The 20,800-nt window shown below is 72.3% G+C and carries 16 protein-coding genes and 1 pseudogene; 5 read left to right on the forward strand and 12 right to left on the reverse strand.

All coding sequences use genetic code 11. From position 1 onward, the window contains the following. Positions 1 to 108: 108 nt before the first annotated feature. On the reverse strand, positions 109 to 2,451 hold the full coding sequence (locus ACFZDE_RS27070; protein ID WP_391204053.1) for a polysaccharide lyase family 8 super-sandwich domain-containing protein: 2,343 nt from the start codon (positions 2,449 to 2,451) through the stop codon (positions 109 to 111). Positions 2,452 to 3,137: 686 nt separating this feature from the next. Then, positions 3,138 to 3,995 (reverse strand): SDR family NAD(P)-dependent oxidoreductase, encoded by an 858-nt coding sequence (locus ACFZDE_RS27075; RefSeq protein ID WP_391204451.1) that lies wholly within the window; start codon positions 3,993 to 3,995, stop codon positions 3,138 to 3,140. Between the two features lie 393 nt (positions 3,996 to 4,388). On the opposite strand from ACFZDE_RS27075, the gene ACFZDE_RS27080 reads away from it, so the two are divergent. Continuing rightward, positions 4,389 to 4,997 (forward strand): YceI family protein, encoded by a 609-nt coding sequence (locus ACFZDE_RS27080; protein WP_391204056.1) that lies wholly within the window; start codon positions 4,389 to 4,391, stop codon positions 4,995 to 4,997. A 218-nt stretch (positions 4,998 to 5,215) separates the two neighbouring features. Beyond that, positions 5,216 to 6,001: a trypsin-like serine protease gene (locus tag ACFZDE_RS27085; RefSeq protein WP_391004007.1), complete on the forward strand. Its 786-nt coding sequence runs from the start codon at positions 5,216 to 5,218 to the stop codon at positions 5,999 to 6,001. A gap of 76 nt (positions 6,002 to 6,077) precedes the next feature. On the opposite strand, the gene ACFZDE_RS27090 is transcribed toward ACFZDE_RS27085, so the two are convergent. Together ACFZDE_RS27090 and ACFZDE_RS27095 are read right to left on the reverse strand one after the other, a co-directional pair. Further along, positions 6,078 to 6,674, reverse strand: coding sequence for a YdeI/OmpD-associated family protein (locus ACFZDE_RS27090; RefSeq protein WP_391204059.1), 597 nt, complete (start codon positions 6,672 to 6,674; stop codon positions 6,078 to 6,080). 39 nt (positions 6,675 to 6,713) lie between these two features. Continuing rightward, complete coding sequence (locus ACFZDE_RS27095) at positions 6,714 to 7,298, reverse strand: TetR family transcriptional regulator (RefSeq protein WP_391204062.1); 585 nt, start codon at positions 7,296 to 7,298, stop codon at positions 6,714 to 6,716. Here ACFZDE_RS27095 and ACFZDE_RS27100 point away from each other — a divergent pair. Then, positions 7,297 to 8,169 (forward strand): annotated as a pseudogene (locus ACFZDE_RS27100) (DMT family transporter); the annotation flags it as partial. The gene ACFZDE_RS27095 and the pseudogene ACFZDE_RS27100 sit on opposite strands and share 2 nt — an antisense overlap. 143 nt (positions 8,170 to 8,312) lie before the next feature. Here the strand turns inward: ACFZDE_RS27100 and ACFZDE_RS27105 are convergent. After that, positions 8,313 to 9,662, reverse strand: coding sequence for a hypothetical protein (locus ACFZDE_RS27105; protein ID WP_391004013.1), 1,350 nt, complete (start codon positions 9,660 to 9,662; stop codon positions 8,313 to 8,315). A 305-nt stretch (positions 9,663 to 9,967) separates the two neighbouring features. On the opposite strand from ACFZDE_RS27105, the gene ACFZDE_RS27110 reads away from it, so the two are divergent. Next, on the forward strand, positions 9,968 to 10,627 hold the full coding sequence (locus tag ACFZDE_RS27110; RefSeq protein ID WP_391004015.1) for an SLATT domain-containing protein: 660 nt from the start codon (positions 9,968 to 9,970) through the stop codon (positions 10,625 to 10,627). A 31-nt stretch (positions 10,628 to 10,658) separates the two neighbouring features. On the opposite strand, the gene cimA is transcribed toward ACFZDE_RS27110, so the two are convergent. The 5 genes from cimA to ureA all read right to left on the reverse strand — a co-directional run bounded on the left by cimA (position 10,659) and on the right by ureA (position 16,678). Beyond that, the gene (gene cimA / locus ACFZDE_RS27115) at positions 10,659 to 12,263 is read right to left on the reverse strand and encodes a citramalate synthase (RefSeq protein WP_391004018.1); all 1,605 of its coding nucleotides are present in this window, start codon (positions 12,261 to 12,263) and stop codon (positions 10,659 to 10,661) included. A 341-nt stretch (positions 12,264 to 12,604) separates the two neighbouring features. Continuing rightward, the gene (locus ACFZDE_RS27120; protein WP_391204065.1) at positions 12,605 to 13,204 is read right to left on the reverse strand and encodes a TetR family transcriptional regulator C-terminal domain-containing protein; all 600 of its coding nucleotides are present in this window, start codon (positions 13,202 to 13,204) and stop codon (positions 12,605 to 12,607) included. Positions 13,205 to 13,214: 10 nt separating this feature from the next. After that, positions 13,215 to 14,252, reverse strand: coding sequence for an agmatine deiminase family protein (locus tag ACFZDE_RS27125; RefSeq protein WP_391204068.1), 1,038 nt, complete (start codon positions 14,250 to 14,252; stop codon positions 13,215 to 13,217). A 9-nt stretch (positions 14,253 to 14,261) separates the two neighbouring features. Beyond that, the gene (locus ACFZDE_RS27130; RefSeq protein WP_391204071.1) at positions 14,262 to 15,974 is read right to left on the reverse strand and encodes an urease subunit alpha; all 1,713 of its coding nucleotides are present in this window, start codon (positions 15,972 to 15,974) and stop codon (positions 14,262 to 14,264) included. Further along, on the reverse strand, positions 15,971 to 16,678 hold the full coding sequence (ureA, locus tag ACFZDE_RS27135) for an urease subunit gamma (RefSeq protein WP_391204074.1): 708 nt from the start codon (positions 16,676 to 16,678) through the stop codon (positions 15,971 to 15,973). Before ureA ends, ACFZDE_RS27130 begins: the two co-directional genes overlap by 4 nt. A 115-nt stretch (positions 16,679 to 16,793) precedes the next feature. Here ureA and ACFZDE_RS27140 point away from each other — a divergent pair, with 115 nt between their 5' ends. After that, positions 16,794 to 18,242 (forward strand): cytosine permease, encoded by a 1,449-nt coding sequence (locus ACFZDE_RS27140; protein ID WP_391204077.1) that lies wholly within the window; start codon positions 16,794 to 16,796, stop codon positions 18,240 to 18,242. A gap of 111 nt (positions 18,243 to 18,353) precedes the next feature. On the opposite strand, the gene ACFZDE_RS27145 is transcribed toward ACFZDE_RS27140, so the two are convergent. After that, positions 18,354 to 19,442, reverse strand: coding sequence for a branched-chain amino acid aminotransferase (locus ACFZDE_RS27145; RefSeq protein WP_391204080.1), 1,089 nt, complete (start codon positions 19,440 to 19,442; stop codon positions 18,354 to 18,356). 242 nt (positions 19,443 to 19,684) lie between these two features. After that, the gene (locus tag ACFZDE_RS27150) at positions 19,685 to 20,728 is read right to left on the reverse strand and encodes a 3-isopropylmalate dehydrogenase (protein WP_391004034.1); all 1,044 of its coding nucleotides are present in this window, start codon (positions 20,726 to 20,728) and stop codon (positions 19,685 to 19,687) included. Between the last annotated feature and the right edge of the window lie 72 nt (positions 20,729 to 20,800).

Genomic DNA, 20,800 nt, shown 5'->3' on the forward strand with positions numbered 1-20,800 from the left:
TCACAGTCTCCGGCGTGTTTTCCTGGTACCCCTGAACAGAACCGTGGCGCTGTTGAGCCTTTCCGACTGCTCAGCGGGCGTGTCGCTTGTGGGGGGCGTACAAAGTGGTCAGAGGAGAGTCACCTCACAGACATGGGTGGCGCATACCGTCCCCGGGGTGACGCGCACGCGCAGCCGGCGGCCTGTGGAGAGCACTTCGACCGTCTTGTCCGCCCGGTCGACGCGGCGGACCGGGTGGTCCCAGACGATCTCCAGCGGTTCGCCCGTACGGGGCGGTTCGCTCACGCAGAGGGTAGCGGTACGGCCCCGGCTGACAACCAGCACGCTCGCGCCGCCGGAGGCGGAGAGCGGGCTCGCCGTCCCCGCCCGCCAGAAGGTGGCGGCCGTGCAGCCGAGGGAGGGCACGGTGACGGCCTGGCGGCCGGCGTCGTTGGCGAGGACCGACATCCAGTGCCGGTCGGCGGCCCGGCGTGCGACCGCGTGGCGGGACGCCCCGGGCATGAGGACGTAGGTGTACGTGGCGTCCTCGGGGTCGGTGCCGTGGTCGAGCCAGAGGGTCTGCCAGCGGCGGGTGCGTCGCTCGGGTGTGCTGCCGGTGTTGATGTCGGACCAGGCGCCGGTGCGGTCCTCGCGCAGCGCCTTGGTCTCGCGGCCGAACAGGACCCAGCCGCCGTGGCCCTCCAGGTGGGCCCAGTGCGGGCCCTTGACGAAGCGCTGGGTGCCGGACGCGTTGAGGTTGCGGTTGTCGACGATCGTCTCGACCGGGACGCCGTCGGAGCAGGTGATTCCCGCGCCCAGGCAGATCACCGCGTCCTCGACGCAGAACCAGGACTTGCGGGCCTGGAGGGTGGAGCCGAGGCCCTTGAGGTGCTGGCCGAGGGCGGCACAGGTGCCGTCGGTGGTGCCGCCGACCCAGCGCGCGTCCGGGCGGGCCGTGCCCCACTCGCCGCCCTCGCGGTCGGCGAGCGGCTTGGTGGAGACGGTGGTGCCGGGCAGGCGGTACCAGTCGACGGTCGGCCAGAACCAGTCCGTGTACTGGTCGCCGGTGCCCTCGGCCCACCAGCTGACCATGCCCGCCCCGGTGTGCCAGCCGCGGGGGTTCTCGCCGTTGCCGCACTCGTAGTGGGCGATGCGGTCACTGGCCATGGCGATGTTCAGGGTGAAGCCGGGACCGCGGTGGACGGCACGGTCCATGGCGGCGAACAGGTGGTGACCGGTGGGTTCGGGCGCGGCCGGGGCGGGTGCGGCGGCGATGGCGTGCAGCCGGGCCAGGTCGGCGACGCCGAACTGGGGTGCCGTCAGGATCGGGTTCACGGTGTCGCGTTCGATCCAGCCCTTGACGCGGGCGTGCCAGCGCTCGCGTTCCGCGGGGCTCGCACCGGCCGCGAGCAGGGCGATCGCGGCGATGAGCTGCCCGCCGTGGTAGTGGTCGCCGCGCATGATCTCGCGGTCGTCGATGCGGAGGTAACCGCGGCTGATGGCGCGGCCGTTGACGCTGTCCATGACCAGTCCGTCGTGGATGAGCGGCGCGTAGGCACGCTCGACGCTGTCGAGGACGATCTGCCGGTTCGGGTCGGTGACCTCCCAGTCGGATCCGGCGAGCAGGGCGAAGAGGCGGCCGAGGCCGTCGAGCATGACCTGGCCGTAGGTGCCCGAGTAGGCGACCCAGGTGTGCTGGACGAAGGAGCCGTCGGCGTGGAGGCCGTCGCCCCGGGTGACGTACGGGAAGACCGGGGAGAGCGCGTCGCGGGCGAGGGCGATCTTGGCGGGGTCGCGGCCGAGGATGCCGCGCAGGGCGACGGAACGGCACAGGTCGACGCGGTTGGCGCCGGTGGAGGTGCCGCTGTAGTCGCCGAGGGCCGAGTCGGGGACGAAGTGGTCGACGGCGGCGCAGGCCGCACGGACCCGGGCCTCTCCCAACTCCTCGTACAGGGCGGCCGTGATGTCCATCAGCAGGCGGGGACTGCCGATCTGCCACTCCCACCAGTTGCCGTAGCGGGTGGTGGAGGGGTTGTAGACGGTGGCGGAGAGGTGGTCGAGGCCGCGCAGGACGGCGTCGAGGAGTCCGGGGTCGGCGGTGGAGCCGGTGCCCTGCTGGACGTAGGCCTGGGTCATGGTCCACAGCCGGCCGTAGCTGAGGGTGATGCCGGCCGGTGGGTCGAAGGGCTGCCCGGGCCAGAGGGAGTCCGCCGTCGGGGCCATGCTCGCGCGCAGCTCCCGGGCGAGCGTGCCGGTCTCGGCGAGCCGGGCGGCGTAGGGCTCGGCGGTGGGGTCGTAGCCCGCGCCGAGGCAGATACCGAGCCAGCGACGGCGAAGGGTGTCATACGCATCGCCCGCCCCCTCACCACCCCGTCCGGCCGGCGCCGCACCCCCGGTCGCCGAGAGCGCCGCGACCGCCAGCATCAGGGCACGACGACGGGGAAGGAACCGGGGCTCGGGAGTCATGCCCATGCCCTACCACGGCGAGGGCCTCGCCTGAACGGTGGATTCGGCCGGAGTGACCGGAACGGGGGAACGGGTGACGGGGAGGGGGCGGTGGTCGAGGTCGTTGACCCCTGGGGCGGCTGGAGAGCCCGGAGTGGGCGCCGCCGGAGACGAGTTTCGCACCGGGCCGGCGGGACGGCCCGGGCCGCGAACGGTCGTGCCGTCTGGGCCGGGGACAGCCACGCGGTCCGGTCCCGGGACAGCCGGACAGGCCCGAGCCGGGGACAGCTCCGGTGATACGGGCCGAGAGCGGCCCGGGCCAGGCGGACCGAGAACGGCCGGGGCGACGCCGACCGTGAACGGTCCGAGCAGACCTGAAGGGGGACAGCCGTACCGCCGAGGCACCCCGGCCGGTCACCCACGCCGGGCGCCGCCGACGGGGCACACATACACACGCACCGCCGGTACTGAGCCACCCGAGTCAAGCCGGGCAGGCGTGAGCAGCCCCGACCGCGCACGACCCGCCCGAGTAGCCCCGATCGCGCACGACAAGCCCCGTCGCCCCGACCCCGCACGGCGCGCCTGAGTCAGCAAGTTCGGGCACCGCCGACACGGGTCACCCGGGTCCGGGCACCGCCGACACGGGTCACCCGGCAGGGGACAGCCCAGCCACGCCCTCCGGCGTCACCTCGTCCGACACCACCGACCCCGGTTCAGCCGAAGCGGTTCAGCAGGCGGCGGTACAGGCCCGGGGCGAGGCCTCGGACTCGGCCTGGGACCGTCAGCCAGGTGGGGACGTACGTCTCGTCGCGGTCGTGGCGGACTGCCTCCCAGATCGCGCCGGCGACGCAGCCGGGCGAGAGGAGGCCGGCGCGGGTGCCGTCGTAGGGCCTGCCGCGGCGGGAGTGGAAGGCCGTGTCGACGGGGCCGGGCACGACGAAGCTCACGCCCACGCCCGTGCCGCGCAGCTCCTGGCGCAGCGCCTCCGCGAAGGCGGCCAGGCCGGCCTTGGCGGCGGAGTACACCGCCTCCTCCCGCAGCCCCACGCAGCCCGCGACCGCGCCGAGCAGCACCACGCGCCCCCGCCCGGCCGCGATCATGGTGGGCAGCACCTCGCGCACGAGGTGGAGCGTGGCGTTGAGGTCCAGGGTGAGGACGCGGTCGATGTCGGTGTGCGGCATGGCGGTGAAGGGGCCCGTCCAGCCCATGCCCGCTCCGGCGACGAGGACGTCGATCCGGCCGGTGGTGTGCAGCGCGGACTGGGCGAGCAGGCGCGGGCCGCCCGGGGCGGCGAGGTCGGCGGGCAGCACGACGGCCGAGGTGCCGGAGGCCGTCTGCTCCAGGCGGTTCCGGTCGCGTCCGTTCAGCAGCAACTGCCAGCCGTCCATGGCGAAGCGTCGTGCCGTGGCCGCTCCGATGCCCGAGGAGGCGCCGGTGACCAGGGCCACGCGCCGGTCGATCCGCCGCGGCGGCCCGTACTGGTTCACCCGGGCGGGGACGGGGGCCGTGGCGCGGCGCCGGGTGGGGTCCGCCGGTGGGTCGTGGGCCGAGCCGGAGCCGGTGAGTGTCACGAGTCGCTCTCCCCTGCGCTGTGCGTCCGCCGTGGTCTCGTCTGTCTCCATGCGCTCACTGGAAACGGAACCCCGTCTCGTCCCACCCCGCCACCGCACGATCGGCTTGTCTGCGTCCCGCCGGACCTCGGCAGGCCCCCTGCCCGGGGGCCACCCCCGTACCTGGGCCGCAGTGCACCGCCGTCGGCGGAACCACTCGCGCGGGCCGGGCGATTGCGCCAAGCGGGCGTATGCCAGGGGGCGCGTGAGCGGGGGCGAGGGGTGCGGCAGGGGTGCGGCGGGCGTGATGCAGACACTTCCACCGAAGATGTTGAACATTGAACGGAATAAGTCTACGGTGGGTCTCGTTGGAGTAGTTAAACATTCAACATCAACCACAGGAGGCAGACCCCCATGAGCATCTTCAGCCGTAACGACGCCCAGACCGCCACCGCCACCGCCACCGCCACCGTGAACCCCGAGCTGGCCGCCCTGACCGGCGACTACACGATCGACCCCGCGCACTCGACGATCGGCTTCGTCGCCCGGCACGCGATGGTCACCAACGTCAAGGGCCGCTTCCAGGACTTCACCGGCACGCTCCACCTCGACGGCACCGACCCGTCGCGGTCGACGGCCTCGCTGGACGTGGTGATGGACAGCATCGACACCGGCAACGCCGACCGCGACGGCCACCTCAAGAGCGCCGACTTCTTCAAGGCGGACGAGTTCCCGGCCATGACGTTCCGCTCCACCGAGGTGGAGGCGCTCGGCGGTGACGACTACCGGATCACCGGCGATCTGACGATCCTCGGCACCACCCGCCCGCTCACCATCGACCTGGAGTTCAACGGCGCCGCGAAGGACCCCTTCGGCAACGAGCGCGCCGGCTTCGAGGGCAAGGCGGAGATCCTGCGCTCCGAGTGGGGCCTGACCTGGAACGCCGCGCTGGAGACCGGCGGCGTCCTCGTCTCCGACAAAATCAAGCTCAACTTCGACATCTCGGCCATCAGGAACGCGTGAGCCCCGCGGGACCGGCCCGGTGACATCACCCCGGGCCGGTCTGGCCGGTTCCCGCCCCTTGTGCGAAGTCTCTCGGCGTCCTCATAATCCAGCAGCAGTATTTTGACCAGTCCATGCCAGTACATGGACATTCTTTTTGCCCATGCTGCTGTCATGTGCTCGTCAATCTGATGCTTCGGTTGCACCTCCCCAGTCAACCCCCCACGGAAGGCATCACGTTGAAGAGACTCCTCACGGCCCTCAAGAGATGCGCGGTCCTCGGCGCCGCCGCGCTCGCGATCGCCAGCCTTCAGCCCGTCTCCCCCGCCCAGGCCGCCCCCTCGCCGGTCGTCGGCGGGACCCGGGCCGCGCAGGGCGAGTTCCCGTTCATGGTCCGGCTCTCCATGGGCTGCGGTGGCGCGCTCTACACCCAGCAGATCGTGCTGACGGCCGCGCACTGCGTGGGCCGTTCCGGCAACAACACGAGCATCACCGCGACCGCCGGGGTCGTGGACCTCCAGTCGGCCAACGGCCGGGTCCAGGTCCGCTCCACCAAGGTGCTGCGCGCCCCCGGCTACAACGGCACCGGCAAGGACTGGGCGCTGATCAAGCTCGCCCAGCCCATCAACCTGCCGACCCTGAAGATCGCCACCACCGCGCAGTACAACACCGGTGACTTCACCGTCGCCGGATGGGGCGCCAACCGCGAGGGCGGCTCCCAGCAGCGCTACCTGCTGAAGGCGACCGTGCCGTTCGTCAGCGACGCCGCGTGCAAGGCGTACGGCGGTCTCTACAGCGGCCTCGTCGCCAACGAGGAGATCTGCGCCGGCTTCGCCGCGGGCGGGGTCGACACCTGCCAGGGCGACTCCGGCGGCCCGATGTTCCGCAAGGACAACGCCGGTGCCTGGATCCAGGTCGGCATCGTCAGCTGGGGCGAGGGCTGCGCCCGTCCCCAGGCCCCCGGCGTCTACGCGGAGGTCTCCACGTTCGCCTCCGCCATCGCGTCGGCGGCGTCGACACTCTGACCCACGGCTCCAGGGCCCGGCACCGAGGGGTGCCGGGCCCGTCCGTCGTCGGGTGCGACGGCCGCCGCCCGGCGCCTCAGCGGGTGTCCGGCTCCGTCGCCCCCGGGTCCGCCGCCTCCAGCTTCGCCACCGCCGCCGCCACCTGGGCGGCCCTGCCCTCCGCCGTCCGGGCACGGAGGACGCCGAGCATCGCCAGGTACCGGTCCGTGCGGCCAAGGGCCTCGAAGGCCGCGGCGGCACGGGGGCTTCGGGCCAGCGCCGCCACCAGGTCCGCCGGGACCTCGGCCTCCTTCTGCGACGCGTACGCCGCCTCCCAGCGCCCGTCCGCCCGGGCGGCTGACACCTCCGTGAGCCCGCCCGGCCGCATCCGTCCGGCGGCGGTCAGCTCCTCGATCCGCCGGACGTTGACCATGGACCACAGGCTGCCGGGGCGCCGCGGGGTGATCCGCTGGAGGTAGTACGACGCGTCAAGTCCCTTGCGCTGCCCGGTGATCCACCCGTGGCACAGCGCCACGTCGTTGACATCGGCGGCGCTGACGGACGGGATGCCCGAACCCTTCTTCGCGACCCTGACCCAGAGGCCCGGATGCGGCGCGGGATGGGCGGTCAGCCAGGAGTCCAGGTCGGCCGCCGTGCCGAACGGGAGCGGGCCGGTGGCGTCGGAAGGGGTCATGGCGTCACCGTAGGACGAAAATAGGACAGTTGCTGTCCGCTATGCCAGCAGCGCGCGGGCCTGTTCGCGGGCCTGGGCGATGGCGTCAGGGAAGACGCCGAGGCCGTGGGCGACCAGGGCGCCCTCGTGCAGCAGCATCAGCGTCCGGGCGGTCGAGTCGGCCGTCCCGGGCGTGATCCGTGAGGCGAGATCCGTGAAGAGGGCGAGCATCCACCGCTTCTGGCCGGTGATGATCGGGTGGGCCGGATGGGCGGGGTCGCCGATCTCCGCGTGGGCGTTGACCATGCTGCATCCCCGTGGGCCGAACTCCTCCGCCCAGGCGCGCGAGGCGTCGAACACCGCCAGGACGCGTTCGCGCGGCGCCGGTCCCGCCGCGTCGAGGTGCTCGGCGAGGAAGGCCCGCCAGCGCTCGTCGCGGTCCGCGAGGTACTCCACGACGATCTGCTCCTTGGAGCCGAACCGGTCGTAGAGCGTCTTCTTGGTGACCCCGGCCTCGGCGGAGATGAGGTCGACGCCGACGGCGTGGATGCCGCGCTCGTAGAACAGCCGGGCCGCTGCGGCCAGGACGCGGCGGGCGGCGGGCGTCATCGTGATCCGTCGGGGGTTCGGCGCGGTGGTACCCATGACACCCGACTATACCGATCTGTATAGCCAACCCGTACAGTGGGCCGGGAACGGGTATACCGATCTGTCTACTGGTTGTGGTGTCGTGAACATCCTCCTGTCCCTCGCCTTCGTCCTGTGCTGGAGCTCCGGCTTCATCGGCGCCAAGCTCGGCGCCGGCAGCGCGTCCGCGCTCACGCTCCTGATGTGGCGGTTCCTGCCGCTGGCCGTCGTCCTCGCCGCCGTCGCCGTCGTCCTGCGATCGGCCTGGCGCGGCCTGACCGTCCGGGACCTCGCGCGGCAGGCCGTGGTGGGCGTGCTGTCGCAGAGCGGCTATCTGCTCAGCGTCTACTACGCCATCCAGCTCGGTGTCTCCAGCGGTACGACGGCCCTGATCGACGGGGTCCAGCCGCTGGTCGCCGGAGCCCTGGCGGGGCCGCTGCTCGGGCAGTACGTCTCGGGCCGGCAGTGGTTCGGTCTCGGCCTGGGGCTGAGCGGCGTCGCCGTGGTCACGCTGGCCGACGCGGCGGCGGGCGGCGGCGTGGCCGGATGGGCGTACGCCGTCCCGCTGCTCGGCATGCTGTCCCTGGTCGCGGCGACGTTCCTGGAGAGCCGGGCCGGCTCGCGGGTCGCCCCGTCGGTGTCACTGACCGTGCACTGCGTCACGAGTGCGGTCCTCTTCTCGGCCCTGGCCCTCGGCACCGGCACGGCCGCGCCGCCCGCCCGGGCGGACTTCTGGATGGCGGTCGCCTGGCTCGTGGTGCTGTCCACGTTCGGCGGGTACGGGCTCTACTGGCTCATCCTGAAGCGCTCCGGCGTCACCGAGGTCAACACGCTGATGTTCCTGATGGCCCCGGTCACCGCGGTCTGGGGCGCGCTGATGTTCGGTGAGCCCTTCGGCGCGCAGACCGCTGCCGGGCTGGCCGTCTGCCTCGTGGCGGTCGTCGTCGTCCATCGCGATGGTGGCCGCGGGGGCACGCGCCCGGCCGCCGCCCGCTCGGAGCCGGCGAAGACCCGGCAGCCTCGGAACCAGGGTCAGAACCCTCCCCCGAAGTCCCCGCCGCCGCCGAAGTCCCCTCCCCCGAAGCCTCCTCCGAAGTCGCCGCCGAAATCGCCCGAGCCGAAGTCCGCGCCGGAGACGTCGCCGCCCTCGTAACCGCCGAAGTCGCCGTAGCCGGAGCCGTAGTCGGCCGCGTAGGCGGGGGTGGCCATCATGCTGCCGAGCATGGTGCCGACAAGGAGGCCGGGCAGGAGGCCGCCGCCGAAGTAGCCGCCGGCCCAGGGGCCGTACGCCGGTCCGGCCTCCCAGTACGGGCGGCGGCCGCGGTCCGTGTCGACCTCGCGGATCACCGGTTCGCGACCCTCCGCCAGGCGCCTTTCGTCGGCCGCGCAGACCGGGACCTCGCGGGCCGTGCCGGCCGGGGGCGTCCAGGTGGCGTCGGCGACCGAGGGGCCGTGGCGCGGGTCGAAGAAGCAGGGCGGGCGGCGCTCCGGCAGGGCCTCGCCCGTGCGGCGGGCCGCGAGCCGGGCCAGGGAGAACCGGCCGTCCTCCACGGCCTGGGTGACCGCCCGGACGTCCTCGGGTTTCGTCGCGGCGGCCATCAGGGACTTGGCCTGGTCGTAGCAGTCCAGGCCACGCTCGTAGTCGGCGCGCATCGCGTCGTCGGCGCCGGGTTCCGAGGGATGGAAGTCGAGGCGGTCGAGTTCCTCGCCGAAGGCGGTGATGTCCTCGTCGACGACCACCCGCAGCTTCTCCAGCGCGGCCCGCTGCTCCTCCTCGTGGCGGCGCCGGTTGCGGCGGACCATGGCGTACGCGCCCGCGCCGCCGGCCGCGACCAGGGCGCCGACGGTGATCAGCCCGCCGACCGGCACGTCGGTGCCCGAGCCGTCGCTCCAGCCGCTCGGCGCCGTACCGCCCACGTTGCGCAGCGCGTCGTCGACGAAGTCGTTCAGCTGGGCCTTGGTGTCCCCTGCGCCCCGCACCGCCGTGACCAGGTTGGACACCGCCTGCCGGCTCATCACGGAGCTGTCGGCGCGGGCGTCGAACCGGTCGCCGAGGCGGATGCCGTACAGACCGGTGACGCCGGTCTCGGTGCGGAGGTTCCGGAAGAGGTCCTGGGTGGGGTAACCGGCGGGCAGGACGGCCACGAAGACGGGCTTGTCGGCGTCCTTGATCTTGTCGGCGAGCGCCTCCGCGTCCGACGCCGCGAGCTGCCCGGAGGCGGCCGGATCGACGTAGACGGGGTTCTCCCGCAGTTCCCGGGCGACCTCGGAGAGGTCGGTGGCCGCGTGCGCGCCCGGCGCACCGGCCAGCAGCACCGCCAGTACGGCGGCGAACGGCACGATCAGCAGACGTACGACGGTACGCACCAGTGCGGCCCTCATATGTTCGAAGCTACCCGAAACGGAGCAGAAAGGGTTATCCGTCGAGACATGTATGTGTCGCCGCGGCTGCGCCTAGGGGGTGTCTGACAAATGAGCGCGGGAGAAGGAGCGGCGTCCGGTGCGTGCGATCGCAAGGCGCCGGAGCGTCCTCGTGGCGGAGCCACGTGGACGGTTCGGCAACGCGGCGAGCGTGCGTGCCGGGCGTCGCGACGCCGCGGGCATTTGTCAGACACCCCCTAGGATGCCTCTGGCCATCCAGGACGGGCGGGAGCAGGGGCATGTTCGGACGACGTAGGGCTGCGGACATGACGGTGTCCGAACTGACCGAGCTGGACCGCTCGCGCACGCGGGCCGACCTGCTGTGGGAGCTGTTCCGGCACGCCGAGGCGGAGGTGACGTCGGCGATCGGCTGGTATCTGGCCCGGCGCCGGGGTCCGTCCCTGTGGTCGCGTTCGCTGCGGGCGCTCGCCACGCTGCTGGGCATCGTCGGCACGATCACGCCGCTGGTGCACGCGGCCTCGCCGACGACCGTGCGGCCCGAGTGGGGTTTCGTGTTCCTGGCCGGCGGGGCGGGATGTGTCCTCTTCGACCGGATCTTCGGGTTCTCGGCGTCCTGGACCCGCTACATCCGTGCCGAGATGGCGTTGCAGCAGATCCTCAAGAAGGCGCAGTCCGACTGGTCGCAGGCGTTCCTGAGGACCACCGACTCCCCGAGCGACAAGGAGCAGGCCGCCCTGCTCGGGGTGATCGAGCGGCTGCGGACCGACGCGCAGCGGATCATCGAGGACGAGGGGGCGGCGTGGGTCGGCTACCTGGCCGACGGCGTCGAGGAGCTGACCCGTTCCACCAGCACCGCCACCGGCCAGCGCTCCCACACCGCGGGCCTGTTCCGCCTCGACCGGACGCCCGGCCGCGACCGGGGCGGCGAGGTCCCGGTGCCGCGGTCCCGGGACACCGCGATGTGACACGCGCCCCGGGCGTCCGGCCGGGCCGCGGCTACTCCGCCGGAGCCACCCCCGCGCGCAGCAGCCCGTAGGTGTACGCGTCCTCCAGGGCCTGCCAGCTCGCGGCGATGACGTTCTCGGCGACGCCGACCGTCGACCACTCGCCCGCGCCGTCGGACGTGGAGATCAGCACGCGGGTCGTGGAGTTGGTGCCGTGCTTGCCCTCCAGGATGCGGACCTTGTAGTCCACCAGCTCCAGCTTGGCGAGCTGGGGGTAGATCTTCTCCAGGCCCACGCGCAGGGAGCGGTCCAGGGCGTTGACCGGGCCGTTGCCCTCGGCGGTGGCGACGATGCGCTCGCCCTTGGCCCACAGCTTGACCGTGGCCTCGTTGGCGTGGGAGCCGTCGGGCCGGTCCTCGACGATGGCGCGCCAGGACTCGACCTCGAAGTAGCGCAGCGGCCGGCCCTCGACCTCGGCGCGCAGCAGGAGTTCGAAGCTCGCGTCGGCCGCCTCGTAGGTGTAGCCCTGGAGTTCACGCTCCTTCACGCGCTCGACGACCCGGCCGACCAGTTCGCGGTCGCCGCCGAGGTCGACGCCGAGTTCCTTGCCCTTGAGCTCGATGGAGGCGCGTCCGGCCATGTCGGACACCAGCATCCGCATGGTGTTGCCGACCTGCTCGGGGTCGATGTGCTGGTAGAGGTCCGGGTCGACCTTGATCGCGGAGGCGTGCAGTCCGGCCTTGTGGGCGAAGGCGGAGAGTCCGACGTAGGGCTGGTGGGTGGAGGGGGTGAGGTTGACGACCTCGGCGATGGCGTGCGAGATGCGGGTCATCTCGCGCAGGTGCCCCTCGGGCAGGACCCGCTTGCCGTACTTGAGTTCCAGGGCGGCGACGACCGGGAACAGGTTGGCGTTGCCGACGCGTTCGCCGTAGCCGTTGGCCGTGCACTGCACATGGGTCGCGCCGGCGTCGACGGCGGCCAGGGTGTTGGCGACCGCGCAGCCGGTGTCGTCCTGGGCGTGGATGCCGAGCCGGGCGCCGGTGTCGGCGAGGACCGTGGCGACGACCGCCTGGATCTGGGCCGGGAGCATGCCGCCGTTGGTGTCGCACAGGACGACGACGTCCGCTCCGGCCTCCGACGCCGTGCGGACGACCGCCTTGGCGTACTCGGGGTTGGCGCGGTAGCCGTCGAAGAAGTGCTCGCAGTCGATGAAGACCCGGCGGCCCTGCTCCTTGAGGTAGGAGACCGTGTCGCCGACCATCGCCAGGTTCTCGTCCAGGGTGGTGCGCAGCGCGAGCTCGACATGGCGGTCGTGTGACTTGGCGACCAGCGTGATCACCGGGGCCCCGGACTCCAGGAGCGCTCTGACCTGCGGGTCCTCGGCGGCCGTGGTGCCGGCGCGGCGGGTGGCGCCGAACGCGACGAGCTGGGCGTGCCGGAAGTCGATCTCCTGCTGGGCCCGGGCGAAGAACTCGGTGTCCCGGGGGTTGGCGCCGGGCCAGCCGCCCTCGATGAAGCCCACCCCGAAGTCGTCCAGGTGCCGTGCGATGGCCAGCTTGTCGGCGACGGTGAGGTTGATGCCCTCCCGCTGGGCGCCGTCGCGCAGGGTGGTGTCGAAGACGTGGAACGAATCGTCGAGCTCGCTGGTTTCGGTCATGGTCTCAAGGCTCCTGGGGATGGGATCTCGGTCGTACCGGAATGACCGGCTCCACCGCCCTCACATAGTCCCTCGCGCTCTCGCCTCCGGCTGCGGGTGGGCCAGAAATGCGAAAAACCTCTCGCGGGTGCGAGAGGTCTGCGCGCGGGTCGAGGACGACGGTGTCCGCCCGTACCTGGTCGTACGTGGCGGTCACTGCGGACCGGCGCGCCTGCTGCCAATAATCATGGCGAACGAGAGCACGGGGGCAGTCTGGCACAATCCCCGCGCTTCACTCACCGCCGTCTCAGGATGCGGGCGGTCACCTCGGGTGACGGATCAGGTGACGGACACGGAGTCGTTCAGGCGTCCGTGAGGAGGCTGTCGGCGAGGAACTCGCTCACATGGTCCAGGATCTGCGCCCGGTCGTTGCCGCGCAGGCCGATCGCCACATGGATGGAGAAGCCGTCCAGCAGCGCGCGCAGCCGGGCGGCGAACCGGTCCGGGTCGACGCGGCGGAACTCGCCGCGCGAGATGCCCTCGGCGAGCAGGGCGACCAGGTCGCGGTGCCAGGCGCCCTCGATGGCGGCCTGCCGGTCGCGGGCTTCGGTGTCGGCGTTCTGCGAGCGGTTCCAGACCTCCAGCCACAGCGTCCAGTGCGGGTCGCGGTGGCCGTCGGGGACGTAGAGGTCGACATAGGCGTCGAGGCGTTCGGGGGCGGGCGCGGTCCGGGTGAGCAGCCGGCCGCGCTCGGCGCCGAGGCGGCCCTCGCTCCACTCCAGGGTGCGCAGCAGCAGTTCGTCCTTGGAGCCGAAGTAGTAGAGCAGATGGCCGCTGCTCATGCCGACCTCGCGGCCGAGCGCGGCCATGGTGAGCTTCTCCAGGCCGCGCTCGGCGATCATCTCCATGGCCGCGGCGAGGACGTCCTCGCGGGGCGGGGCCTGCCGTCGCCCTCCGGCCATGGGCGCACTCCTAGATCCTCGGTTGCTGCTGTGTGATGCAGTGGATGCCGCCACCGCCCGCGAAGATCGTACGGGCGTCGACCAGCGTCACGGTGCGCTCGGGGAACAGGCGGCGGAAGATGCCGGCGGCGATCTCGTCACGCGGGTCGTCGAAGCCGCACAGGACCACGCCGCCGTTGCAGAGGTAGTGGTTGATGTAGGAGTAGTCGGCCCAGTGGCCGTCGGCCTCCAGGACGGTCGGGGCGGGGACCTCGACGACCTCCAGGCGCCGTCCGCGCGCGTCGGTCTGGGACCCGAGCAGGCCGATGACCTCCCGGCTCACCTCGTGGTCGGGGTGGGCGGGGTCGGGCTGGGAGTGCGCCACGACGACGCCCGGCCGGGCGAACGCCGCGACGATGTCGACGTGGCCGAGGGTGCCGAAGCCGTGCGGAGGGTAGTCGCCGGTCAGGCCGCGCGGCAGCCAGATGGCCTTGCGGGTGCCGAGCTGGGCGTGGATCTCGGCCTCGACCTGTTCGCGGGACCAGCCCGGGTTGCGCTCCGGGCCGAGCTGGACCGTCTCGGTCAGCAGGACCGTGCCCTCGCCGTCGACATGGATCGCCCCGCCCTCGTTGACGAGCCGCGAGGCGTACGTCCGTGCCCCGGCGAGGTCGGCGACGTGTCCGGCGACCTTCGCGTCGTGGTCCCAGCGAGCCCATTCCTGCGCGCCCCAGCCGTTGAACGTCCAGTCCACGGCGGCCAGTCCGCCCTTCCCGTCGGTCAGGAAGGTGGGGCCGATGTCGCGCATCCAGGCGTCGTCGAGTTCCCGCTCGACCGTGTCGACGCCGTCGCCCAGCAGGGCGCGCGCCGCACCCGACTGCCCCGGCCCGCACACCACCGTCACCGGCTCGAAGCGGCGTACGGCCCGGGCGACCGCGGCCCAGGCGGCCCGGGCGGCGGTCAGCTCCCCGGGGGCGTCGAAGGTGTTGTTCGGGCCCGGCCAGGCCATCCAGGTCCGCTCGTGCGGAACCCACTCGGCGGGCATGCGGAAGCCGTCGGCGGCTGCGGACATCGTTGATCCTCAGAGGAAGTAGAGACGGTTGAGGGAGACGGACTCGGCGGGCTCGGAGCGCAGCGGCTCGCCGTCGAGGGTGACCAGACCGGTGCGCTGGTCGACGTCGACGGCTCCGGTACGGGAGTTGAGGCGCAGGTCGGCCGGGCCGATGCCGCGGGTGCCGCGCACGGCGACCCTGCGGCGCCGGGTCGGCATGGTGTCGTGCCCCTGGTCGAGGGCGGCCCGCGCGACGAACGCCACCGATATCTCGGCCGGTGTCGCCCCGTGCGCGCCGAACTGCGGCCCGAGGACGAGGGGTTCGCAGGTGTCGGTCGCCGCGCCCGGGTCGCCGGTCACGCCGTACGCCGGGAAGCCGGCCTTCAGCACCAGCTGCGGTTTGGCGCCGAAGTACTCGGGCCGCCACAGCACGATGTCGGCGAGCTTGCCGGTCTCGATGGACCCGACCTCGTGGGAAAGCCCGTGCGCGAGGGCCGGGTTGATGGTCAGCTTGGCCAGGTAGCGCAGGACGCGCTCGTTGTCGTGCTCGTCGTCGGGGGCGCCGAACTCGACCTTCATCTTCCCGGCCATGGCGAACGTACGGCGGACCGTCTCGCCCGCGCGTCCCATGCCCTGCGCGTCCGACGAGGTGATGCCGATCGCGCCCAGGTCGTGCAGGACATCCTCGGCGCCCATGGTGCCGGACCGGATGCGGTCGCGGGCCATGGCGGCGTCGCCGGGCAGGTCGGTCTTGAGGTCGTGCACCGAGACGATCATGCCGTAGTGCTCGGCGACGGCGTCCCGGCCGAAGGGCAGGGTCGGGTTGGTGGAGGAGCCGATGACGTTCGGGACGCCCGCCATCTTCAGGACGTTGGGGACGTGCCCGCCGCCGCAGCCCTCGATGTGGAAGGCGTGGATGGTCCGGCCCTCCAGCACCCGCAGGGTGTCCTCCACCGACAGGCACTCGTTCAGCCCGTCGCTGTGCAGGGCGACCTGGACGTCGTGCTCCTCGGCGACGCGCAGGGCGGTGTCCAGGGCGCGGGTGTGGGCGCCCATGTCCTCGTGCACCTTGAAGCCGCTCGCCCCGCCCTCGGCGAGGGCCTCCACGAGCGGCGCCGGGTGGGAGGACGAACCCCGGCCCAGGAAGCCGATGTTGACCGGCCAGGCGTCGAAGGCGCCGAACGCGTGCCGCAGCGCCCAGGGCGAGTTGACGCCGACGCCCCACACCGGCCCGAACTCCTGGCCGATGAGCGTGGTGACGCCGGAGGCGAGGGAGGCCTCCATGATGCGCGGGGACAGCAGGTGGACATGGGTGTCGACGGCCCCGGCGGTGGCGATCAGGCCCTCGCCGGAGACGATCGAGGTGCCCGTGCCGACGACGACGTCGACCCCGTCGAGGGTGTCGGGGTTTCCGGCCCGCCCGATCGAGCAGATCCGGCCCTCGCGGATGCCGATGGACACCTTGCGGACGCCCTGCACGGCGTCGATCACCACCACGTTGCTGACCACGACGTCACAGGTCTCCCTGACCGCCGCCGCCTTCAGGTGCAGTCCGTCGCGGGCGGTCTTGCCGAACCCGGCGAGGAACTCGTCGCCGCGGCGCTGGGAGTCGGACTCGACCTTGACGACCAGGCCGGAGTCGCCCAGCCGGATGCGGTCGCCGGCGCGTGGGCCGTGTGTGGCGGCGTACTCGTGCGGGGTGAGGCGGCGGGCCTCGGCGGGGTGGCCTCCTGGGCGGCTCATCGTCCGACCTCCTGATCAGGTGCTGTGTCCGGTATGCCGAGGTAGCCGCAGGCGGCGGCCCGCTTCAGGGCCTCCTCCTTGGCGCCCGGCGCGTCCAGCGGCCCGTCGACGAGCCCGGCGAACCCGATGGCGATCCGCTCGCCGCCGATCGGCACCAGTGCGACCTCGGCGCTCTCCCCCGGCCCGAACCGGACGGACGACCCCGCGGGCACGGCGAGCCGCATGCCGTAGGCCCGGCCGCGGTCGAAGTCGAGCCGGGGGTTGGCCTCGAAGAAGTGGAAGTGGGAGGTCACCGAGACGGGCACGGTCGCGGTGTTGGTGACCGTGAGCCGCTCGGCCGGTTCGGGTTCGGCGTCCTGCGGCCCGGGCAGCAGCGCGCCGGGGGCGTCCGGCCCCGAGCCGCCTCCGAGGGGGTCGGAGACGACCGCGAGCCGCGAGCCGTCGTCGAAGACGGCCTCCACGTGCACCTCGGTGACGACGTCGGCGACACCGGGCAGCACGTCGCCGGGCCCGAGGACGGACCGGGCGGCCTCGACGGCCTCCGCGAGCCGCCTGCCGTCCCGGGCGGCCTCGCACACCGTGTCGGCGATGAGCGCGGTCGCCTCGGGGACGTTGAGCCTCAGTCCCCTGGCCCGGCGGGCGCGGGCGAGCTCGGCGGCGCCGAAGAGCAGCAGCCGGTCGCGTTCGGTCGGGGTCAGCCGCATGTCACTCCCTCCATTTAGAGCATCACTCTAAACATGAAATTCCTTGGACCGAAAGGTTGACGGTGAGGCAATGCACACCTCACATTGAACGTCGTTCTAACCGAGGGAGAACAGCATGCCGATCGAACAGCGCGGAGTCGACACCATCCCCGAGGAGGAGCGCACCAGTGGGCCGCGCGACCTGGTGTCGATCCTGCTCGGCTCCAACCTCTGCCTGGGCGTGATCGTCTTCGGCTGGCTGCCGCCGTCCTTCGGCCTGGACTGGTGGTCGTCGGTCAGCGCCGTGCTCGCGGGCACGGTGGTGGGCGTGCTGTTCACGGCCCCGCTGGCGCTGGTCTCACTGCGCACCGGCACCAACCTGTCGACCTCCTCCGGCGCCCAGTTCGGGGTGCGCGGGCGGCTGATCGGCTCGGTGGTCGGGCTGCTGCTGGCCCTCGGCTACACCGCGCTGACCGTGTGGATCGGCGGGGACGTGATGGTGAGCGTCCTGGGCCGGCTGGCCGGACTGCCGCAGGGCGGGGTGTCGTACGGCGTCGTCTACGGGCTGCTCGCCGCGGCCACCGTCGCCGGTGCCGTGTACGGCTACCGGGTGCTGCTGGCGATGTCACGGCTGCTGGCGTTCGGCATGACGGCCCTGCTGGCGCTGGGCGTGATCGCCTACGCCCCCGGTTTCACCACCGCCGCGCTCCCGGAGGCCGGGGGCTATCTGCTGGGCGGCTACTGGCCGACCTGGCTGCTCGCGGCCGTGGCCGCCGGACTGTCCGGACCGGTCGCGTTCATCACGCTCCTCGGCGACTACACCCGCTACATCTCCCCGGCCCGCCACTCCTCCCGCCGGGTGCTGCACGCGACCTGGCTGGGGCTGCTGCTGGGCCTGCTGGTGCCGCAGCTCTTCGGCACGTTCACGGCGTACGCGGCCGGGGCGGCCCTCGACTACGCGGGCCCGCTGGTCGACGCGGCCCCGGCCTGGTACCTCCTCCCGCTGCTGCTCGCGGCCTCGGCCGGCTCGGTCGGCAACGCGGGGCTGATGCTGTACTCGATGGGTCTCGACCTGGACGCGATCCTGCCGCGCGCCTCCCGGGCCCGGGCGACGTACGTGGTCGCGGCCGTCGCCACGGCCTGTGTCTTCGCCGGGCACTACCACTCGACCGCGCAGGACGCGATGACGTCCTTCGTGCTGCTGCTGACGGCCATCGGCACGCCGTGGGCCGTCATCACCCTCATCGGCTTCGCCCGCTGCGGCGGGGCGTACGACGCGGACGCCCTCCAGGTCTTCAACCGCCGCGCCCGGGGCGGTGTCTACTGGTTCCGCTCCGGCTGGAACGTCCCGGCGGCCCTGTCCTGGGCGGCCGGCGCGACGGTGGGCGTCCTGGCGGTGTCCCTCCCGTCGTACGAGGGGCCGCTGCTGGCCCTGACCGGCGGGGTGGACTGCAGCTTCCTGCTGTCGGGGGTGGTGGGAGGGGTGGCGTACGCGCTGACGACCCCGGGGTCTCCCGCAGAGGAGCCCGGGGCCGGCGAGGCGACGCCCGCTTCTCGTCCGATCGATTCGCGCCCCGCTTCTTGAGCGACCGGATTCCCGGCGGGGCGAGGGTCCGGCTTCCTGTCCGACCGAGTCGGGCGGTGGGTGGGCACAGGCCGGGGGTCCGGGGGCGGAGCCCCCGGGGGCCCGGGCGACTCAGCCCAGCCGGTGCATCCAGCCGTGCGCGTCCGAGGCCGTACCCCGCTGGATGTCCAGCAGCGCCTGGCGCAGCCGCAGCGTGACCTCGCCCGGCTCTCCCCCGCTCTGCTTCCACTCCGCCCCGGCCCTCTTCACCGTACCGACCGGAGTGATCACCGCGGCCGTACCGCAGGCGAAGACCTCCGTCAGCGACCCGTTCTCCGAGTCCCGCTGCCACTGGTCGGCCGAGACCCGCCCCTCCTCGGCCTCGTACCCGAGGTCACGCGCGACGGCCAGCAGGGAGTCACGCGTGACACCCTCCAGGATCGAGCCGGTCAGCGACGGAGTGACGATCTTGTCGCCGTACACGAAGTACAGGTTCATGCCGCCCAGCTCCTCGACCCATGTGTGCTCCACGGCGTCGAGGTAGCAGACCTGGTCGCAGCCCTTCGTCGCGGCCTCGGCCTGCGCCAGCAGGGACGCCGCGTAGTTGCCGCCGGTCTTGGCGTCACCCATGCCGCCGGGGACGGCGCGGACGCGGTCCTCGGAGACCCAGATGGACACCGGCTTCACACCACCGGGGAAGTACGCCCCGGCCGGGGAGGCGATCACCAGGAACAGGTACTCGTTGGCCGGCTTCACCCCCAGCCCGACCTCGGTGGCGATCATGAACGGACGCAGGTAGAGGGACTCCTCGCCGCCGTGCGCCGGCACCCATGCCTTGTCCTGCTTCACCAGGGCGTCGCACGCCTCGATGAACGTCTCGACCGGCAGCTCGGGCATCGCGAGCCGGCGGGCGGAGCGCTGGAAACGCTCGGCGTTCTTCTCGGGGCGGAAGGTGGCGACGGACCCGTCGGGCTGGCGGTAGGCCTTCAGGCCCTCGAAGATCTCCTGCGCGTAGTGCAGAACCGTGGTGGCGGGGTCGAGGGAGATCGGCGCGTACGGCACGAGCTGGCCGTCGTGCCAGCCACGGCCTTCCGTCCACTTGATCGTCACCATGTGGTCGGTGAAGTGGCGGCCGAACCCGGGGTTGGCCAGGATCCCCTCCCGTTCCGACGTGGAGAGCGGGTTGGCGGAGGGCTTGAGCTCGATCGTGGGCGTCGTCATGGGTTGATGTCCTTCACCGGTTGTAGTGACGGGCCGCGCTCGGTACTGCTCTGATGGTGACCAGTGCTAGGACGTCCGAGCATTCCCTCATTCCGCGGCCTCGCGTTCGATTATCGCCCGGGGGCGACGGTGGAAGGAACGGGGTGAATGCGGCCCGGTGGTCGATGGTGGCACCCGGCGGGAACATGCGGAAGCCGCCGGGCGCTGATGCGACCCGGCGGCTTGCGGTGTGCAGCGGCGGGTCAGCCTGCTACGCGTACGGCGAGCGCGTCGCCGATCTCCGAGGTGGAGCGGGCGGGCTTGCCGGTGCGCTCGCCGAGGTCGGCCGCGACCGCCTCGTCGATACGGGCGGCCTCGGCCTCGTAGCCGAGGTGGCGCAGCAGCAGCGCGACGGACAGCACGGTGGCGGTCGGGTCGGCCTTGCCCTGGCCGGCGATGTCCGGGGCCGAGCCGTGCACGGGCTCGAACATGGACGGGAACTCGCCGGAGGGGTTGATGTTGCCGGAGGCCGCGACGCCGATGCCGCCGGAGACGGCCGCGGCGAGGTCGGTGACGATGTCACCGAAGAGGTTGTCGGTGACGATCACGTCGAAGCGCTCGGGCTGGGTGACGAGGTAGATCGTCGCCGCGTCCACGTGCATGTACTCGGTGGTGACCTCGGGGAACTCCTCGGCCACCTTGTTGAAGACGTTGGTCCACAGGTGACCCGCGAAGGTCAGCACATTGTTCTTGTGGATCAGCGCGAGCTTCTTGCGGGGGCGGGCCTGGGCCCGGGCGAAGGCGTCGCGGACCACGCGCTCGACACCGAAGGCCGTGTTCACGGAGACCTCGGTGGCGACCTCGTGCTCGGTGCCCTTGCGGATCGTGCCGCCGTTGCCGGTGTACGGACCCTCGGTGCCCTCGCGGACCACGACGAAGTCGATCTCCGGCTCGCCGGCGAGCGGGGTGGCGACACCCGGCAGGAGCTTCGACGGACGCAGGTTGACGTGGTGGTCGAAGGCGAAGCGGAGCTTGAGCAGGAAGCCGCGCTCCAGCACGCCGGACGGCACGGACGGGTCGCCGATCGCGCCGAGCAGGATGGCGTCGTGCCGCTTGAGGGCGTCGAGGTCGGCGTCGGTGAGGGTCTCACCGGTGGCGTGGTAGCGCCGGGCGCCGAAGTCGTACTCCTCGGTCTCCAGCTTCACATCCTGCGGAAGGACGGCGGAGAGGACCTTCAGGCCTTCGGTCACGACCTCCTGGCCGATGCCGTCACCGGGGATCACTGCGAGATTGATGCTGCGAGACATGCGGGCACCCTACTCCTCGTCCCATGGGATGACATTCGGTGTCCGTGATACGGACAGCCGGAAGGCGCCCGA

The sequence above is a fragment of the Streptomyces sp. NPDC007929 genome, from assembly GCF_042959065.1.
In the GTDB taxonomy this organism is placed as follows: domain Bacteria; phylum Actinomycetota; class Actinomycetes; order Streptomycetales; family Streptomycetaceae; genus Streptomyces.

What these genes read in the sequence shown, in the direction of transcription:
- ACFZDE_RS27070 (WP_391204053.1), bottom strand. Translation starts at nt 2,451, where the DNA reads ATGGGCATGACTCCCGAGCCCCGGTTCCTTCCCCGTCGTCGTGCCCTG.
- ACFZDE_RS27080 (WP_391204056.1), top strand. Translation starts at nt 4,389, where the DNA reads ATGAGCATCTTCAGCCGTAACGACGCCCAGACCGCCACCGCCACCGCC.
- ACFZDE_RS27090 (WP_391204059.1), bottom strand. Translation starts at nt 6,674, where the DNA reads ATGACCCCTTCCGACGCCACCGGCCCGCTCCCGTTCGGCACGGCGGCC.
- ACFZDE_RS27095 (WP_391204062.1), bottom strand. Translation starts at nt 7,298, where the DNA reads ATGGGTACCACCGCGCCGAACCCCCGACGGATCACGATGACGCCCGCC.
- ACFZDE_RS27105 (WP_391004013.1), bottom strand. Translation starts at nt 9,662, where the DNA reads ATGAGGGCCGCACTGGTGCGTACCGTCGTACGTCTGCTGATCGTGCCG.
- ACFZDE_RS27110 (WP_391004015.1), top strand. Translation starts at nt 9,968, where the DNA reads ATGACGGTGTCCGAACTGACCGAGCTGGACCGCTCGCGCACGCGGGCC.
- cimA (WP_391004018.1), bottom strand. Translation starts at nt 12,263, where the DNA reads ATGACCGAAACCAGCGAGCTCGACGATTCGTTCCACGTCTTCGACACC.
- ACFZDE_RS27120 (WP_391204065.1), bottom strand. Translation starts at nt 13,204, where the DNA reads ATGGCCGGAGGGCGACGGCAGGCCCCGCCCCGCGAGGACGTCCTCGCC.
- ACFZDE_RS27125 (WP_391204068.1), bottom strand. Translation starts at nt 14,252, where the DNA reads ATGTCCGCAGCCGCCGACGGCTTCCGCATGCCCGCCGAGTGGGTTCCG.
- ACFZDE_RS27130 (WP_391204071.1), bottom strand. Translation starts at nt 15,974, where the DNA reads ATGAGCCGCCCAGGAGGCCACCCCGCCGAGGCCCGCCGCCTCACCCCG.
- ureA (WP_391204074.1), bottom strand. Translation starts at nt 16,678, where the DNA reads ATGCGGCTGACCCCGACCGAACGCGACCGGCTGCTGCTCTTCGGCGCC.
- ACFZDE_RS27140 (WP_391204077.1), top strand. Translation starts at nt 16,794, where the DNA reads ATGCCGATCGAACAGCGCGGAGTCGACACCATCCCCGAGGAGGAGCGC.
- ACFZDE_RS27145 (WP_391204080.1), bottom strand. Translation starts at nt 19,442, where the DNA reads ATGACGACGCCCACGATCGAGCTCAAGCCCTCCGCCAACCCGCTCTCC.
- ACFZDE_RS27150 (WP_391004034.1), bottom strand. Translation starts at nt 20,728, where the DNA reads ATGTCTCGCAGCATCAATCTCGCAGTGATCCCCGGTGACGGCATCGGC.